Annotated in this window: 13 protein-coding genes; 11 read left to right on the forward strand and 2 right to left on the reverse strand. The window is 63.2% G+C overall.

Annotation, left to right across the window (positions count from 1 at the left end; genetic code table 11):
• The first annotated feature begins 490 nt into the window (after window positions 1-490).
• The 8 genes from K3557_RS00645 to K3557_RS00680 all read left to right on the forward strand — a co-directional run bounded on the left by K3557_RS00645 (window position 491) and on the right by K3557_RS00680 (window position 9,697).
• A complete protein-coding gene (locus K3557_RS00645; RefSeq protein ID WP_259996854.1) occupies window positions 491-1,849 on the forward strand; it encodes a serine/threonine-protein kinase in 1,359 nt (452 codons plus the stop codon).
• 11 nt (window positions 1,850-1,860) lie between these two features.
• Window positions 1,861-3,210, forward strand: coding sequence for an FHA domain-containing protein (locus tag K3557_RS00650; RefSeq protein WP_259996857.1), 1,350 nt, complete (start codon window positions 1,861-1,863; stop codon window positions 3,208-3,210).
• Window positions 3,185-4,177: a PP2C family serine/threonine-protein phosphatase gene (locus K3557_RS00655; RefSeq protein ID WP_259996859.1), complete on the forward strand. Its 993-nt coding sequence runs from the start codon at window positions 3,185-3,187 to the stop codon at window positions 4,175-4,177. The genes K3557_RS00650 and K3557_RS00655 overlap by 26 nt, the downstream gene beginning before the upstream one ends.
• Window positions 4,174-5,367 carry a hypothetical protein gene (locus K3557_RS00660; RefSeq protein WP_259996862.1) on the forward strand — a complete coding sequence of 398 codons (1,194 nt, stop codon included), beginning with the start codon at window positions 4,174-4,176 and terminating at the stop codon, window positions 5,365-5,367. Before K3557_RS00655 ends, K3557_RS00660 begins: the two co-directional genes overlap by 4 nt.
• Window positions 5,368-5,455: 88 nt before the next feature.
• Window positions 5,456-7,501, forward strand: a complete 2,046-nt coding sequence (locus K3557_RS00665) for a dynamin family protein (protein WP_259996872.1) — start codon at window positions 5,456-5,458, stop codon at window positions 7,499-7,501.
• Complete coding sequence (locus K3557_RS00670) at window positions 7,498-8,457, forward strand: dynamin family protein (protein WP_259996882.1); 960 nt, start codon at window positions 7,498-7,500, stop codon at window positions 8,455-8,457. The genes K3557_RS00665 and K3557_RS00670 overlap by 4 nt, the downstream gene beginning before the upstream one ends.
• 65 nt (window positions 8,458-8,522) lie before the next feature.
• Window positions 8,523-8,903: a hypothetical protein gene (locus K3557_RS00675; protein WP_259996883.1), complete on the forward strand. Its 381-nt coding sequence runs from the start codon at window positions 8,523-8,525 to the stop codon at window positions 8,901-8,903.
• A complete protein-coding gene (locus K3557_RS00680; protein WP_259996885.1) occupies window positions 8,900-9,697 on the forward strand; it encodes a hypothetical protein in 798 nt (265 codons plus the stop codon). Before K3557_RS00675 ends, K3557_RS00680 begins: the two co-directional genes overlap by 4 nt.
• 26 nt (window positions 9,698-9,723) lie before the next feature.
• Here the strand turns inward: K3557_RS00680 and K3557_RS00685 are convergent, their stop codons facing one another.
• Window positions 9,724-10,902: an MFS transporter gene (locus K3557_RS00685; RefSeq protein ID WP_259996895.1), complete on the reverse strand. Its 1,179-nt coding sequence runs from the start codon at window positions 10,900-10,902 to the stop codon at window positions 9,724-9,726.
• 90 nt (window positions 10,903-10,992) lie between these two features.
• Between K3557_RS00685 and K3557_RS00690 the strand changes: the two genes are divergently transcribed.
• Window positions 10,993-12,327, forward strand: coding sequence for a PLP-dependent aminotransferase family protein (locus K3557_RS00690; protein WP_259996897.1), 1,335 nt, complete (start codon window positions 10,993-10,995; stop codon window positions 12,325-12,327).
• Window positions 12,328-12,389: 62 nt separating this feature from the next.
• On the opposite strand, the gene K3557_RS00695 is transcribed toward K3557_RS00690, so the two are convergent.
• Complete coding sequence (locus K3557_RS00695; RefSeq protein WP_259987706.1) at window positions 12,390-13,259, reverse strand: glycosyltransferase family 2 protein; 870 nt, start codon at window positions 13,257-13,259, stop codon at window positions 12,390-12,392.
• 128 nt (window positions 13,260-13,387) lie between these two features.
• Here K3557_RS00695 and miaB point away from each other — a divergent pair, with 128 nt between their 5' ends.
• Window positions 13,388-14,710, forward strand: a complete 1,323-nt coding sequence (miaB, locus tag K3557_RS00700) for a tRNA (N6-isopentenyl adenosine(37)-C2)-methylthiotransferase MiaB (RefSeq protein WP_259996909.1) — start codon at window positions 13,388-13,390, stop codon at window positions 14,708-14,710.
• 273 nt (window positions 14,711-14,983) lie between these two features.
• Entirely contained in the window at window positions 14,984-15,565 is a 582-nt protein-coding gene (locus tag K3557_RS00705) for an OmpA family protein (RefSeq protein WP_134828861.1), read from the forward strand.
• Window positions 15,566-15,575 lie beyond the last annotated feature (10 nt).

Consider the following 15,575-nt stretch of genomic DNA (forward strand, 5'->3'; position numbering starts at 1 on the left):
TGTTTTTAGGCCCGGATCTGTTCCTAAGCACATGTTTGCTGTCCGCAAGAATCTTGCATCACCTGGAAAACACCAAGTCCCAAAGCTGCCTCTGTCAGTCGAAGGGATGCGGCCTTGGCCGCTGGCTGGCAGGCTGGCGGCCAAGGCTGCGGCAAGCGAAAATGCTGCCGGGCCTTTGGTTGGAACGGGGCATTGGAATCCTTCCCGCAAATCACCTTGCCGCTGCGTTTACAGCCAAATCCACCGCTGTCCTGGCCAGGGTTACGGGCAATCATCACCTACACACGCAGTTTAACTAACTTCGACGCAAGTAGTTATGGGCCCGTTAACTCAGTCTTTCCAAGCGTCCCGCGTCAATTGCGGCGGAAATTGGACGCAACCGCCTTGATTGCCTGAATGGCGCCGCGATCTTTCCGCATTCTGCTTTCAGCGTTGGGGTTCATCCGCCCCGCTCCGGCTAAAGCCCAGGCTGCCACAAGGAATTGACGCTGTGCCTCACGACACATCTTCTGCTGACCCGGCTCTCGCCTGTGAACTGCCCTGCGGCTTCAAGCTGCTGCAAGGTCAGTACCAGATCGAGCAGCCGCTGCTCAGCGGTGGCTTTGGGATCACCTATCTGGCCCGCGACAGTCTGGAACGCCGCGTTGTCATCAAAGAGTGCTTTCCGGCAGGCATTTGCCGCCGCAGTGGCACGGACGTCGAACCCAACACGGAAGAGCACGCCAAATCCTGCCGTAATGTCTTGCGCAATTTTCTGCGCGAGGCGCAACTGCTGGCCCGCGCCCGGCATTCCGGCATCGTCGGCGTGCATCAGGTGTTCAAGGAAAATCAAACCGCCTATATCGCGATGGAATTCGTCGACGGTCTGGACTTGCTGACTGTGCGTGAGGACCAGCCTGAACGGCTGACCGGGCCGCTTCTGCGGCACATTCTCGGCCAGGCGCTGGAAGCGCTCGACTGCCTGCACGGGCAAGGTATTTTGCACCGCGACATCTCGCCGGACAACTTCATCCTTGGCAAGGATGGAAGCCTCACGCTGATCGATTTCGGGGCCGCCTGCGGCAGTCTTCCCAATGACGATACCGCGCTGCCGGTGCTGCTGGCGGTCAAGGATGGATACTCCGCGCACGAGCTGTACAAGCCCGAGCTGCCTCAGCGTCCGGCCTGTGATCTCTATGCGCTGGGCGCCACGCTGTACTACCTGATTACCGGCGACGTGCCCGCAAGCAGCCAGCAGCGGCTGAGCGCAGTGATGGCAGGTGACCCGGACCCGTGCAATCCGCTGCTGGGCAGACCGTGGACTGCGGATGCCGCGGTGCTGGCAACCGTGGATATGGCGATGTCCGTACTTCCGGCTGAACGGTTCCAATCGGCGCGTGACTGGGCGGGCGCGCTGGCCGAAAACGATTGCGAAACACAGAACGCTGCGGAAACAGACGCTCAACTGCCCGGCACGGTTGCGCCAGCGCCTGAAGACAATGCCAACCTGGATGCTGTCATCGCCGAGCTGGTCGCGACGGCCAATGGCGGCCTGACACCTGGGCAACCGCGTTCGGTCAGGCAAAAGCTGACCCAGCCTGCCAGCAAACCCTCCAAGCCGCTTCGCCAGCTGGTGAATATCTTCGGTGAGCCGGTCAGCGACGTGGAAGCCTGGCTGAAGGAACAGGACGCAATCCCCCGGCGGAAGAAAAACGCACCCGCCGTGGAACGGCTGCCCGCCGCCGGATCTGCCGCGGACCTCCCGGCAGATCCGGTTCTGGAACTGCGCCGGGAAAAGCCCGGTTTCGCGGGCCGGCTGCGTAAGATCTTCGGGCGCCAGCGCAGCAACCCGGAAACGGTTAAGAACTGAAGGGAATGAGTATGAAATTCATCAAGGATATCATCGGCGAAAAGCGGGAGAGGGTCCGCCTGGACGGTCATGCGGGGCCAGAAGCAGACCCGGCTCAGGCGCCTGTGCAGGGTGCGGTTGCTCCTGACGTCGCCAATACCGGGGCTGCCCGTCCGCCTCTCAGCCTCGACCGCGGTTTCCTGCTGGATGCGGTGCCGGAAACAGCTCAGGCGGAATCCCAGGCAGAGACTGCTGCTCCGCTGGCCGGCAAGCAGGCGGATGACGGCTGGACTTATGACGCAGGGCCTGAAGACGCGCTGGCAGAAGGCGAAGGCTTGCCTGGCTTTGCTGAAGGGCAGCCGCAGGACCCGGCCATCGCGGCCTTTTTCGCCCGCGAGCAAGAAACCGCGGCAGTGCCAGCGGCCGCTGCTGACCCTAGGGATGCCGGAACCCTTGCCAGCCTCGCAGGCGCCGCATCAGATGATCCCTTCGCACCTGGCGCCGAAGCGCCTGCGCGCGTTGGCATGGAGGATAGTTTCCGCAGCCCGGAACTGGCTGAACCAGCAGCCGAAAGCAGCGATTCCTACAGGGTCTTCAAACGAACCCAGGCCGGCGTGCAGGAGCAAGGCAGCGCGCCAGATGCTGAGGAGACTCTTTCTGCAGCCTTTGCCTCAGCAAATCAGCCTCAGCAACAGCAAGAAACCAGCCCGCACGCCGTCGAAGCACAGCCTGCCGGTATCCTGGCCGGCCCCACCCAGCCGGCTGCTCCTGCTCCGCAGGCGGCTGCTGTTTCCGCCCCGCAACCGGCGCCCGCAGCTTCGCAACCCGTGGTTTCCATGGACAGCCCGGCAGACGCGTCAATTGATGTGCCGGCACCGTCAATGGGGCGCGGCGCCAGCCGGGCGGGACGGGTCAAGACCCGCCTGCTGGGTTTCAGCGCCGCTCAAGCCGAAGACAGCGATCCCTTTGCCCGCAGCCAGAAAGACACTGCGCCCGGTTACACCCGTTTCCCCGTCGGCTGGCTTGCTATTGTGCAGGGGCCGGGCCGCGGTGCTGCTTTTACTTTGTTCAGCGGCGTCACTGTGATCGGCCGCGGCGCCGACCAGACCGTTAGGCTGGACTTCGGTGACAACAGCATCTCGCGCGACAACCACGCTGCCATCGCCTATGACCCGGAACAAAAGGCTTTCTATGTCGGTCATGGCGGCAAGGCGAACCTGGTGCGCCGCAACAACCGCCCTGTGCTCAGCACCGAAACCCTGTCGGCAGGCGATGTGATCCGCATTGGCGAGACCACCCTGCGCTTCGTGCCGCTTTGCGGCGCCGCTTTCGGCTGGGACCAGCCGCAACCCAGCGATGCCGACCATGCTGTGCACCGCTGAGTTCGAATATGATGCCGCGACGGCCATCAGCAAGGGCCGCCGCGAGCGCCAGGAGGACGCGCTTGCCGCTGATTTCCTGGCAGGCACCGGCACCGGTTTTGCGGTGCTGGCCGATGGCATGGGCGGCCATGCCGCCGGAGATGTCGCCAGTAAGATTGTGGTCACAGAAGTATTCAGCGAGCTGAAGCTGCGCACAGACGACCCGGGTGCGCTGGAACAGTCGATCGGTGCGGTTCTGCAGCAGGCTGCCAGCGGCGCCAATGCCTGCCTTGGCGAATACGCCAGCCATCAGCCTCAGGCCCGCGGAATGGGCGCGACGCTGCTGGCTCCGGTGCTGTTCAGCGACCGGCTTTACTGGATCTCGGTCGGTGACTCGCCGCTCTACCTGTTCCGCGACGGCGCGCTGATCCGGCTCAACGCCGATCACTCGATGGCAGCGGAGATCGACAGGCTGGCCGCCCAGGGCCGCATGGACCCGGCTGAGGCCGCCAGCCATCCGGACCGGCATTGCGTGACTTCGGTGCTGACCGGGGCGGAAATCCCCCGCATCGACTGCCGCAGCACACCCGTCAGGCTGCAGCACGGCGATATCGTTCTGGCGGCCAGCGACGGGCTGCAATTCCTGGAGGAGGAAGAGATCGCCGCCGTCCTCGCTGCAGAATGCGGCAGTTCCAGTGCCCGTATCGGCGCAGCGCTGATGCGGCAGCTGGAGGTGCTGAATGCCCCCGAACAGGACAATGCCGCGTTCTGCGTGATCAAACCCATTGACCCGCAGGCCGCTCTTCCTGCCCAGGCACAGCCATCAGCGCTGCCGATGGACGCGCCGGCTCTGGACCCGCCGCCGGCTGAACAGCCGCCCGCGCCGCCGCGTCAGCGCAGCGGCCGCCGGGTGATCACCCTCCTGGCTTCGGCGACGTGGGATTCAGCACCCGCCGCCCGCCGCAACAAAACGGATGCATCGGCTTGAGCCTTCTTCAGACAGATATCAGCCCGCTGGCAGGCCGGCTGGAGCACACGCTCAGTACAGGGCAGCTGCCGGCAGAGTTTTCAGGCTGGGGCAGCCAGCTGCTGCGCCGGTTGCGCCAGCCGGTGCAGATCATTGTCACCGGCGGCATTGGTTCCGGCAAGTCGGCGCTGATTGATATGCTGCTGGGGCGGGTGGTCATTGGCCGCAACGCGGGCAGCGTCGTCATTGACATTTGCCACGGCGATCAGGAATGCGCGGTTTTTGAAACCGCCAAGGGCGAGCGCCTGCAACAGGCGGGTGTTCTGGCAGATCTTGACATGCCGGCGGGCACGCTGAGGACCCGCCAGTTTCTGCCAGATTTGCGGCTGCGCACGCACAGTTATACGGAACTGCCGCTTGCAGGCCCGCAGGCCCGCCAGCAGAACCTGCTGCAGCAGGCCTCTGGCGCGGCGGATATTATCCTGTGGTGCAGCCAGGCGTTTCCGGACACGGAGCAGGGCCTGTGGGCCGAAGTTCCTGACAGTACCAAGGATCACAGCTTCCTGGTGCTGACCATGGCCGACCGGCAGATCATGCGGGGAACTTTGGATGGGTTGATCAAGACGGTGGAACCGGTTGCCGCTGAGGAGTTTCTGGGCGTCTATCCTGTCGCCGCGATCCAGGGGCTGACGGCCCAGGCAGAACCCGCACCGGCACATGATCTTTGGCGCTCCAGCGGCGGCAAGCAATTGGCGGACGGCGTGATGCGGCAGGTTGAAACGGGCCGTGCCTCGGATGTGGATCAGGCCGAATTGCTGATCCGCCAGTTTGGCGGTGAAACAGCTGGCCCTGCCCGCCTGCAGTCCGCAACTCCCGCTGCGGCCCCGCCGCTGACCGCTGCTGCCGGCCTCAGCAGCGCATTGGACCAGATGCAAACCCGGGTCGAGGAAATGCTGGCAGAGGCCGAAGCCGCAGGCGGCCCCCAGGCCGGTCCGGTGCTGGCGCAATGCATGGAGATGATCCGCGGCTTGTCGCAGACCTTGGAAGCGATGTCAGGCAGCACAGCAGTGGAGGCCGCCCGCGAAGCAGCCCAGGACGGGGAGGAAATGCTGATGCTCTGCCAACTGGAGCAGGACGAAGACGCGGCCATCGATGCGGTGACGCTGCTGATACAGCTGAAAAAGGAGCTGACCGAAGACGTCCCGGGGTGATGACCAACCGCAATTCCCTTGCCGTCGCCGCCTCGCGGCCCGGCAGGGCAGACACACACGCCAAAGCAAGACACAGCAAGGTTCAGCCATGAACATGGAAGCTCAGATCGAGAGTGCCACCGACATCCACGCCTCCGCGCGTCCGACCAATCTGAATGCGGGGCTGGAACCGCTCTTGGACTTTGCCCGCAAGGCGCAGCGGCTTGATGCAGCGCTGTCCGCCTTGTCCGCAGTTTCGGGGATGCGCGTCCAGCGCAGCCTGTCGCGGCTGCAGTCGGAACTCAGCAGTTTTGAACCCAGTGTCACGCTGCTGGGACAGGTGAAGTCGGGCAAGACATCCCTGGTCAATGCGATGGCGGGCTGGGCTGACCTGCTGCCGTCGGATGTGAACCCCTGGACCTCGGTTGTCACCTCCTTGCACCTGACACCGGGAGATGCCCGGGTTGAGAACAAGGCCTGTTTCCAGTTCATGACCGAGGCGGAATGGGACCGGCTGCTGACCAAGGGCGGGCGCATCGGTGAAATGGCGGGCCGTGCCGGCGCCAGCAGCGAACTGCAAAAAATCCGTAGCCAGATCGAAGAGATGCGGGAACGCTCGCGCCAGCGGTTGGGCCGAAAATTCGAACTGCTGATGGGGCAGAAACACGAATACGGCTATTTCGACAAGAACCTGATCGAACGCTACATTTGCCTGGGCGATGACTTTGACGAGGAGGAGGGTGGCGCCGGCGAACAGGGCCGCTTTGCCGATATCACCCGCGCGGCCGATCTGTACCTGAACTGCCAAAGCGTGCCCCACCGCCTGTGCCTGCGCGACACGCCCGGCGTTAACGACACCTTCATGATGCGCGAGCAGATCACCATCCAGGCAATCCGCGACAGCCGCCTTTGCGTGGTGGTGCTGTCTGCCGGTCAGGCGCTGACCTCGGTTGACATGGGGCTGATCCGGATGCTCTCCAACCTCAAATCGCGTGAGGTGGTGATTTTCGTCAACCGCATCGACGAACTCGCCGCCCCCGCCGCCCAGATCCCCGAGATCGAGGCCAGCATCCGCCAGACACTGGACAGTCATCACGGGCCCGAGGACGCAACAGTCCTCTTTGGCAGTGCCTATTGGGCCAACAAGGTGCTGACCGGCGGGCTGGAGGACATGGACAAGGCAAGTTCCGCCGCGCTGCTCAATTGGGCCGAAGCCTCGGTCAACAGTTCCCATGCGGATCTGTCGGCCCAGAACATGGTTTGGGAGCTGTCCGGGCTGCCTGCGCTGAACCGGGTGGTGGCTGAGCGGATCGTGACCGACCTCGGCACGCCGCTGCTGGCCCGCGTTGCCGGCTCTGCCGTGACCGCCGCCACCGGCCAGCAGGCGGCAGATGCGGTCAGAGTGCAGGGCGAAGGCGGCGCGCAGGCCGGTCTCCACGACACCCGCGCCGCGTTTGAGACCATCTGCAAATCCCATCTGGACGCACTGGAGGCCGAGACCGCGCAGATCCTCGACGCCTTCCGCGACCGTGCTGAGCGGGCCCATACCACCTTTACAGACCGGGCCACCCACGCGCTGATCGAACACTTGGAGAAATGGGGCGAAGACTGCCACTGGGAATATGATCCCGCCGGGCTGCGGATGCTGTTGCGCTCGGCCTATTCGGTGATGACCAGCCGCCTGCAGGCTGTCGCCCAGGTCCGGTACAAGGCCGCGGTGCAGGACGTCGCGGAGCTGCTCTATGATGGTTTCGGCGCAGCGGTCGAGGGTATTCAGCTGTCAATTCCCGAGGTGCCCCCGGCCAGGTCTCCGATTGCGCTGGGGCAGACCATCGCACTGGATTTCAATGACAGCTGGTGGGCCGCCTGGTGGCGCCGCACCCGCGGTTATCAGGCTTTTGCCAAACGGTTCCGCAGTCTGATCGCGGGCGAGACCGAAGATTTCATGACCCAGCTTAAATTCGTACAGACAGCAGATGCCGGCGCCGCCGTCCTTGCCCGGCTGCAGGGCTTTTTCGACGACCAGCGCGACATCCTGATGGAAATCGCGGATCACAGCCGCTGCGGCGATGATATTCAGGGGCTGATTGCCGATGACAGCCGCCGGACACAGGCCAACGACGCCTTGCAAACGCTCAGGAGCTTCACCGAATGACACAGGAATCCGCCATGCACACTCCCGTCTTCCCGGCTGCTGTACCACAGCGCAAGCCACGCCTGGCACTGATGGGCGAGTTCAGCGCCGGTAAAAGCACCCTGACCAACCTGCTTGTGGGGCGCCAGCCGCTGCCGACCCGCGTGACCGCCACCCGGTTGCCGCCGGTCTGGATATCGCACGGGCCTGAGGCGGCCAGCATCACCGCCACCGACGGCAGCAAAACACCGCTGCTGCCCGAGGACCTTGCCAATGTGCCGATGGACACCACGGCGCTGATCCGCCTGACCCTCCCGGCAGAGGCGCTGGAGCTGTGCGATCTCATTGATATGCCGGGCATTTCGGACCCCAACATGCCGTCCAGTGTCTGGCAAAACCTGCTGCCCGAAGTTGACGGTGTGATCTGGTGCACCCATGCCACCCAGGCCTGGCGTCAGTCCGAAGCCGCCGTGTGGGAGGAGATTTCACACCGCTTTGAAGGCCCGAGTACATTGCTGATCACGCATTTCGACAAGCTGCGGAACAGCCGTGATCAGGACCGTGTGGTCCGGCGTGTCAGGAAGGAAACCGGCGAAGCCTTCGGCGCAATCTTTCCGCTGTCGCTAAGTCAGGCACTGGCCGCGGGCGAGGACATGGAAGTTTGGAAGACCAGCGGCGCTGACAGTTTCATTGAATACCTGGTGGATATGCTTGTGACTTGGGCACAGCCAAACCGCGTTGCGCCTGCACAATCCAATCCTGCGGTTTCTGCACCAAATCCGCAAACGGAGCAGCCTTTAGGGGCTGATGTGCTGGACTTTGGCGGCAGGCGCGAGAGCGGTGAACAGCCGCAATTGCAAGAAAGCCCTGCCTGCGCGGATGCCGGCGGCCGTGTGACACCGCGCCGGGTCACCCCGGTCAAGCGCAGCAAGCGGCCTGCCCGGTCCCGGCCCGAAACCCATCCAACTGGTGAGTAACGCATGATATCCAAACGTCCCGCAGCAGAATGCACAGCGGCCCTTGCCGGGAACGGGGGTATCCTGTGACGCTTTCCCTGCAGCTTGATGCGCTGCGTCAGACCGCCAAGGGCTGCCGTTTGGCCGCCTTTGGTGATCTCGGCGCCAGCATTGTTCTGCGCAGCAGCAGTGCCGCCAGCCATCCGCAGGAATATCTTGACGGCCTCTGCCAGCAGGCCCGGCTGGGGTTCTTGCTGCTTGATGCCGCTGAGGCAGCCGGAGATCCGCAATCCGCAGCGGCAGCCGATGATGTCCTGATTCTGACCCCGGGCGAAGCACGTGTTTTCATCCGCGCCGCAGATGGATCGGGTGACGCGGTGCTGTGTGTCTGCTCAGATGCGGCAAGCGCCGGGCGGCTTGCTGCCCCGGCGCGGAGCCTGCTGGCAGCAATGGCCGGGGGGGCATGATGGCAGACGCGGCTGCTCATCTCTTGCCGCAGCCGGCCGGGGCAGGTGGCGCGCTGCAGCAGGCGTTGAACCGGCTGGCTGAAACACCAGCCGCAATCCGTGCACGCGTGCAGCAGGCTGCTGCCGGGCAGGAACCGCTCGCCGTTGCTGTGCTGCGCGAAATCAGCGAAACCGTATTGCCCCGGGAACTGACCATTTGTGTCCGTCTGCAGCCTGCCGCTGTGCTCACCATTGCGCAACGCAGGCTGACGGGGCTGACCCTGTGCCGCTCCGCAGATCCTGCGGACGGGGCAGAGGATCCGGATGCAGCCGCCCGGATCTTTGCCGCGCGGCTGCGCACTCTGGACGCCGCTGCCAATGGCGCAGGCTTCGCAATCAAACGCCGCCCCTGCAAGGCAACCGAAGGCGCGGGCAGCTGTACCGCCAAGATGCTGAGCGACGCCATGGGCGCAGCCGGGAACAGCAGCCCGCTGGACCGGTTCCACGCTCGTGCTACCCCTCAGGCAGAGGCTTGGATGTCATGCGGGCGGGGTGGGAATCTGGACGGCAGCGGCGGGCCGGAGGAGCAGCTTTGCCAGTTGGACGCAGTCCGCACCGTCCTCGCGGCCAAAGGTGCCTGTCCGTCCGCGGCCAGAATGCCTGCGCCCAAGCCGGAATGCCTGCTGCTGCCGGTCTCACCTCAGAGATGCATCATCGTGGTTTCGGTCTGCGGCAAACAGCTGCTTTTGACCCTGCGTGCCGACGCGGCAGATGCGGTGCTGCGGTTGTGGACGGAAATGTTTCCCGGCTCTTGATCTGTGCTTGCGGAAATCCGCCCGGATCAAATGATCCCCAAGCTCCGTTCCGTTCCTGACCGGGCAGAATGCAAGCTTTTCCTCCAGAACAGGACGACGACCCCCGTAGCGGATACCTGCGCGGCAGCAAAAAGGGCCATTGCAGCCAGCAGCCCAAAGGTGTCGGCCAGCGCGCCGCTGGCAATGACCGGCAGCGAAAACCCGCAGTAGGCATAGACAAACAGGCCCGCTGTTGCCCGCGCCCTGTCGTCGGGTGCGCGCAGTGACACCTCCGCCAGGGAGGCAAGATAGGTAAAGCCATAGCTTGCCGCGCTGGTGATGCAGGTTCCGGCAAGGACCAGCACCAGTGATGTCAGCCAGACACCGGCCAGGAGCACGAGAAAGCCCAGCGGGATCAGCACAAACCCGAGTGCCAGTGCCCGGGCGTTGGACATGCGCCGGGCGACGGGCTGGCAGAGAAACCCTGCGAAGATCGCTAGAAAGATGACAAGCCCGGTCCAGCCGCCAAGCCCATTGGCGGCCAATTGCAATGGCACCACGGCAATGGTCATGCCGGTTGTCGACCAGGCCAGCGCCATTGCCGCACCGAACACCCAGGTGCCGGACGGAAAGACCGGCAGCCGCAGCGGTGTGACGGGTTTCGGACTGTCCGCCTTGGGCAGGGCCAATGCGGCGGCGGCCAGAACCGGCGCGGCTGCAAGAAGTGCGGCGTAGCTGTATGGCAGGAATGTCGGCCCTTGCACGCCAAGGCTAAGCCCGGTTGCCAAAGCGCCGCCGCCGAAACCAAGCGATGTTGCCGATGTCACAATCAAGGCCGCGTTGCGGGTCCGGGTGACGCCCAGGATTTCGGCCATATACGCCGTGCCCGCAGTGGTCGCCAGCCCGGTTCCTATACCCAGCAATATCCGCGCCGTGACAAGGCTGGGCCAGCTCGGGAATTGGACCAGCAGTGCCGTTGCGATCGCGCCAAGGACCAGAGCCAGAGCAAGAGGGATACGCCGCCCGGTCCGGTCCGACAGCCCGCCAAGTAGCAGCAGCGTCGGCATCAGCCCGCCGGCATAAGCGGCGAAGGCAATTGTAACTGCGGTGGCGCCGGCCTCGTTCTGGGCGGCATAGGCATCATACAGCGGCGCCTGAAGATTCACGGCAAATGTCACAGTAAACAGTATTGCGGCAAGCAAAGCAGCTGACAGAAATCGGAGCATCGGGCGGACCTCGCAGGTTGACTTGCCTCCGCAATGCCATGACGGTCCGGCATATGACAATTTTTCTATTGTACTAATGACGGTGGGCATATGAGCAAATCCAGATACATCCGCCTGGCCGACATGCTCGCCAACGCAATCCGCGAGGGCAAACTCGCACCGGGCTCCAGACTGCCGCCGCACCGGGCCTTTGCGGAGAAATCCGGCGTCGCGCTGGCAACCGCAACGCGGGTTTATAAGGAACTGGAGCGCAGGGGGCTTGTCCGCGGCGAGGCCGGGCGCGGCACCTTTGTCCGTGATCCTGGCCTGCCCATGACACTGGGGGTGCATCAAACAGCGGCTGAGGGGATCACGGATCTGGTTTTCAATATGCCAGGCGGACCCGCGGACGCAGACATTTTGCGGGCTGGCTTGCGGCGGCTTGCGGCGGCCGGCGATCTGGATGCGATGCTGCGCTATCAGCCTCACGGCGGCCGCATGCACGAACGCCGGATCATCGCCGAAAGCCTCGGACGGTCTTTGGGCCGGATTGACCCCGAGCACTTGCTGGTCACCTCAGGCAGCCAGCACGGGCTGGCGATCACTTGTTTGGGGCTGTTTCAGCCCGGCGATGTGATCGCTGCTGATGCGCTTACATATCCAGGCTTCAAATCTGCCGCCGCATTGAACGGTCTGGAACTTGCCCCGGTCGGGACACAGAACGGTGTCATGAACCCGGATGATCTGGACCGGCAATGCCGCATGCGGGACATAACTGCTGTCTATCTGATGCCGACGGTCCAAAGCCCGCTGGGAACCGTCATGGATGAAACCACACGTCTGCGTTTGCTTGACGTGGCACAGCAGCACAGCCTTCTTATCATCGAGGACGCGGCCTATGCGTTTTTGGAACCGGATCCGCCGCCCGCTTTCCTGTCGCTGGCACCCGGCCGGACGGTGCATATCGGCGGTTTTTCCAAAAGCCTCGCCACCGGTTTGCGGCTGGGATATGTGATCCCGCCTGCAGACCGCACCGCGGCTTTGCTGGAAGCGATCCGCGCGACGACCTGGAACACGCCCGCGCTAATTTCTGCATTGGTCACGGGATGGATCGAAGACGGGACACTGAAAAAATCCGAGGAAACCCGCAGGCAGGATGGCGCCGCGCGCCAATCGCTGTGCCGGGAGGTCTTTGGCGAGACTTCGGTCATTTCGCATCGCAACGCGGGCTTTGCCTGGCTGCCGCTTGAAAAAGGCGCACGTGCGCAACCCATCGTGACACGTTTGAAAGATCAGGGCATCTCGGTGTCCGGCGCGGACGCTTTTGCAACAGCTGCCGCAGCTCCGCAGGCCCTGAGATTGGCGTTTGGCGGCCTGCCGATGGCAGAGCTGCGCGGCACGCTGGAGACAGTGCGCCAAGCGGTCCAGGCTGAGACGGCAGGGTAGGGGCGGGCATCCCCAAATGCGGCCCGCCGGTCATGTATTTCCTCAGCCGCCGTCGGCTGGGTTCAGAACCACTGCCCCGGCTCCATCAGCCCCAAATCCAATAGTTGACGCGAATGCCATTCAAACGGCGCGGAGTTGTGCCACCGGAAGGTTTCAATGTCGAAGGTAGAGCCGGGGTTTCGCTTCAGCGCCTTGGCGGTGCGGAAAGAACAGACCGCAGCGGTCAAGTTGTGATGCCAGGGGCAGGCATAGGTATTGTATTCCTGGTCGTTGAAAGTGTGATCCTGCTGCAGCACCAGTCCCGGTTTGGCCCTGAACAGTGAAATCCGGTCGATTTTACGGCTCTTCTCCGGGATATGCTCTTCGAACCGCCAGCGCACCCCGCCAAAGAAATCCAGCTGCCGTTCGCGCGGGTGACCGGTTTCGGGGTCCTTGCGCGACTGGGCATAGTAACCGGATTTGTCGAGATAGGCTGCCTCCAGCGAGACAGCGCCGGGGCAGGCCTCCAGATCGCCGGCATAAAGGTCGATCACATAGCTAAGCACTGCATCCCGCCGCTCTTCGGTATGGAAGGTCAGCATTTCACCAACGCTGCGGGTCTCGCAGAACGGGTAGAACAGATATTCCGCATTGTAGCAGTAATAAAGCCAGCAACCGGGTTGCGCCGCAGCGATCACCGCATTGACGGCCTCTGTCAGCGCGCCTTCGAGGGCGCAGTCAAACGGCACCCGGTGCACCTTGGCGCGCACATCCTGCGGCAGGTCAAAGGCATCCGGCATCAGCGCCACAACGGCCTTGAAACCGCTTTGCAGGTGGTGGCGCAGGGTGGTGGCGATCTCCACCTCATCCTCGACAAAGACCAGCGCAACCGGCCCTTTGACCAGCAACGCCTTGCCCTCTTTCAGGAAATCCTGCAGCGAAGAATACATCATGCCCGTCTGCCTTTTGCCTTTCTGGCCATTGCGGCCAAAATCGGGTAAATCCCGTCTCATTGCAAGCGGCGGCATTTGTCTGTAAGGCAGGCCGCTGTTTACCCACCTTGGCTGGAAGGCTGACCCGCATGAGCGCCCCGAAGAAGCTGTTTATCAAGACCTATGGCTGTCAGATGAATGTCTATGACAGCGAACGCATGGCCGAAGCGCTGGGCGGTGAAGGCTATGTCGAGACCAAATCGGCGGATGACGCCGACATGATCCTGCTCAATACCTGCCACATCCGGGAAAAGGCCGCCGAGAAAGTCTATTCCGAGCTGGGCCGTTTCAAAGGGCTGAAGGCAGAAAAGCCGGATCTGAAGATCGGTGTCGCCGGCTGTGTCGCCCAGGCCGAGGGCGAAGAGATCATGCGCCGCCAGCCGCTGGTGGATCTGGTGGTCGGCCCGCAAAGCTATCACCGTTTGCCCGAAATGGAAGCCAAGACGCGCGAAGGGGAAAAGGTGCTGGACACCGATTTCCCCGAGGAAGACAAGTTTGAGAAGCTGAAGAACCGCCCCAAGGCCAAGCGCGGCCCCACCGCGTTTCTGACGGTGCAGGAAGGCTGCGACAAATTTTGCGCTTTCTGCGTGGTGCCCTATACCCGCGGCGCCGAAGTTTCGCGCCCTGCGGATCGCATTCTGACCGAAGCCCGCGATCTGGTAGAGCGCGGCGTGCGCGAAATCACCCTTCTGGGCCAGAATGTGAACGCCTATCACGGGGCCGGCCCCAATGGCGACCTGACCCTGGCACAGCTGATCTGGGAGCTGGACAAGGTCGACGGGCTGGAGCGCATCCGCTTCACCACGTCGCATCCCAACGACATGCAGGACGACCTGATCGAGGCGCATGGCACCTGCACCAAGCTGATGCCTTATCTGCATCTGCCGGTGCAGGCGGGGTCCGACAAGATCCTGAAGCGGATGAACCGCGCGCACACCGCCGAAAGCTACCTCCGCCTGATTGAGCGCATCCGCGCGGCACGGCCCGATATCCTGATCTCCGGCGACTTCATCGTCGGCTTCCCGGAAGAGACCGAGGAAGATTTCCAGGCCACCATGGACCTGGTGGAAGAGGTGAAATACGGCACTGCCTATTCCTTCAAATACTCGACCCGCCCCGGCACCCCTGCAGCCGAACGCGCCCAGGTCGATCCGGCCGCGGCGGATGACCGGCTGCAGCGCCTGCAGGCTCTGCTGACCCGGCAGCAGCGCGAGGTGCAGGACAGCATGGTGGGCCGCGAAGTGGGCGTTCTGTTTGAGAAGCCGGGCCGCCGGCCGGGCCAGATGGTTGGTAAATCCGACTACCTCCACGCCGTTCATGTCGCTGATTGCAACCGCGCGCCGGGGGACTTGGCCCGGGTGCGCATCATTTCCTCTGGTGCAAATTCCCTGGCCGGGGAATTGATCGGCTAAAGCTTCCGCCACAGCGCGAATCTTTCCAGCCGCTTTTTTCAGAGCGGCTCTATCTCCGTTTTTTCGGATTGCGCAGGTGAGTCCCGATTGCATCGGTTCCGGCGACAATATTATTTGGGTGCTTTGAGTGTCCCGGAAAATGCGATTAATCTGCGCGGAATAACAATTAATTTAGCAGGTATACTGCATCAATTTCAGGTAGTTTGACTCTTATGGCCTGAGCGGTGGGCACGTAAGCGGCAAGCGCGCTGGGGGAACTTAGGTGAAGGAAATCTGGTTGTGTTGATACTCAAATTTAATAAAGCGGTTGCGCTGGCCGCCGCTGCTGCGGCTGCGCTCAGCATTGCTGCCGCGCCTGCCAGCGCGCAAACTCAGCGGACCATCAAGGGCGAACGTTATGTGCCCACCATCTGGGTTGACCCGGACGGCTGCGAACACTGGGTGATGGATGACGGCGCCGAAGGCTTCATGTCCCCGCATGTGACCCCGGATGGCAAGCCGGTCTGCCGCCGCGGCAACATTTGCGGCGTGATGCCGACAGATCAGTTTTTTGCCACGGACAAACACTACATCAATGCCGCAGGCCGCAAGCGCCTGGGGGAGTTTTTCCAGCAGGCAAAATCCAATGGCGCCCGTGCCTTCATCGTGGCAGGCCATACCGACAGCCGGGCCTCGGATGAATATAATATCCGCCTGTCCGAGCGCCGCGCCCATGCTGTGGCTCAGGCGGGCCGTTCGGTGGGTGCGCGGATCAAGGATGTGCGCGCCTATGGTGAACGCGACCCGCGGGTGCCCAACACCAGTGCCGGAAATATGGCGCAAAACCGCCGTGTCGAAATCTATTGCCTGCGCTGAGGAGACAAAA

It is taken from the genome of Leisingera sp. M523, from assembly GCF_025141335.1.
In the GTDB taxonomy this organism is placed as follows: Bacteria; Pseudomonadota; Alphaproteobacteria; order Rhodobacterales; family Rhodobacteraceae; genus Leisingera.

Bases quoted from the DNA above. Each gene is read 5' to 3' on its own strand.
- K3557_RS00650 (WP_259996857.1), top strand. From the start codon at position 1,861: ATGAAATTCATCAAGGATATCATCGGCGAAAAGCGGGAGAGGGTCCGC.
- K3557_RS00655 (WP_259996859.1), top strand. From the start codon at position 3,185: ATGCCGACCATGCTGTGCACCGCTGAGTTCGAATATGATGCCGCGACG.
- K3557_RS00665 (WP_259996872.1), top strand. From the start codon at position 5,456: ATGAACATGGAAGCTCAGATCGAGAGTGCCACCGACATCCACGCCTCC.
- K3557_RS00670 (WP_259996882.1), top strand. From the start codon at position 7,498: ATGACACAGGAATCCGCCATGCACACTCCCGTCTTCCCGGCTGCTGTA.
- K3557_RS00680 (WP_259996885.1), top strand. From the start codon at position 8,900: ATGATGGCAGACGCGGCTGCTCATCTCTTGCCGCAGCCGGCCGGGGCA.
- K3557_RS00685 (WP_259996895.1), bottom strand. From the start codon at position 10,902: ATGCTCCGATTTCTGTCAGCTGCTTTGCTTGCCGCAATACTGTTTACT.
- K3557_RS00690 (WP_259996897.1), top strand. From the start codon at position 10,993: ATGAGCAAATCCAGATACATCCGCCTGGCCGACATGCTCGCCAACGCA.
- K3557_RS00695 (WP_259987706.1), bottom strand. From the start codon at position 13,259: ATGATGTATTCTTCGCTGCAGGATTTCCTGAAAGAGGGCAAGGCGTTG.
- miaB (WP_259996909.1), top strand. From the start codon at position 13,388: ATGAGCGCCCCGAAGAAGCTGTTTATCAAGACCTATGGCTGTCAGATG.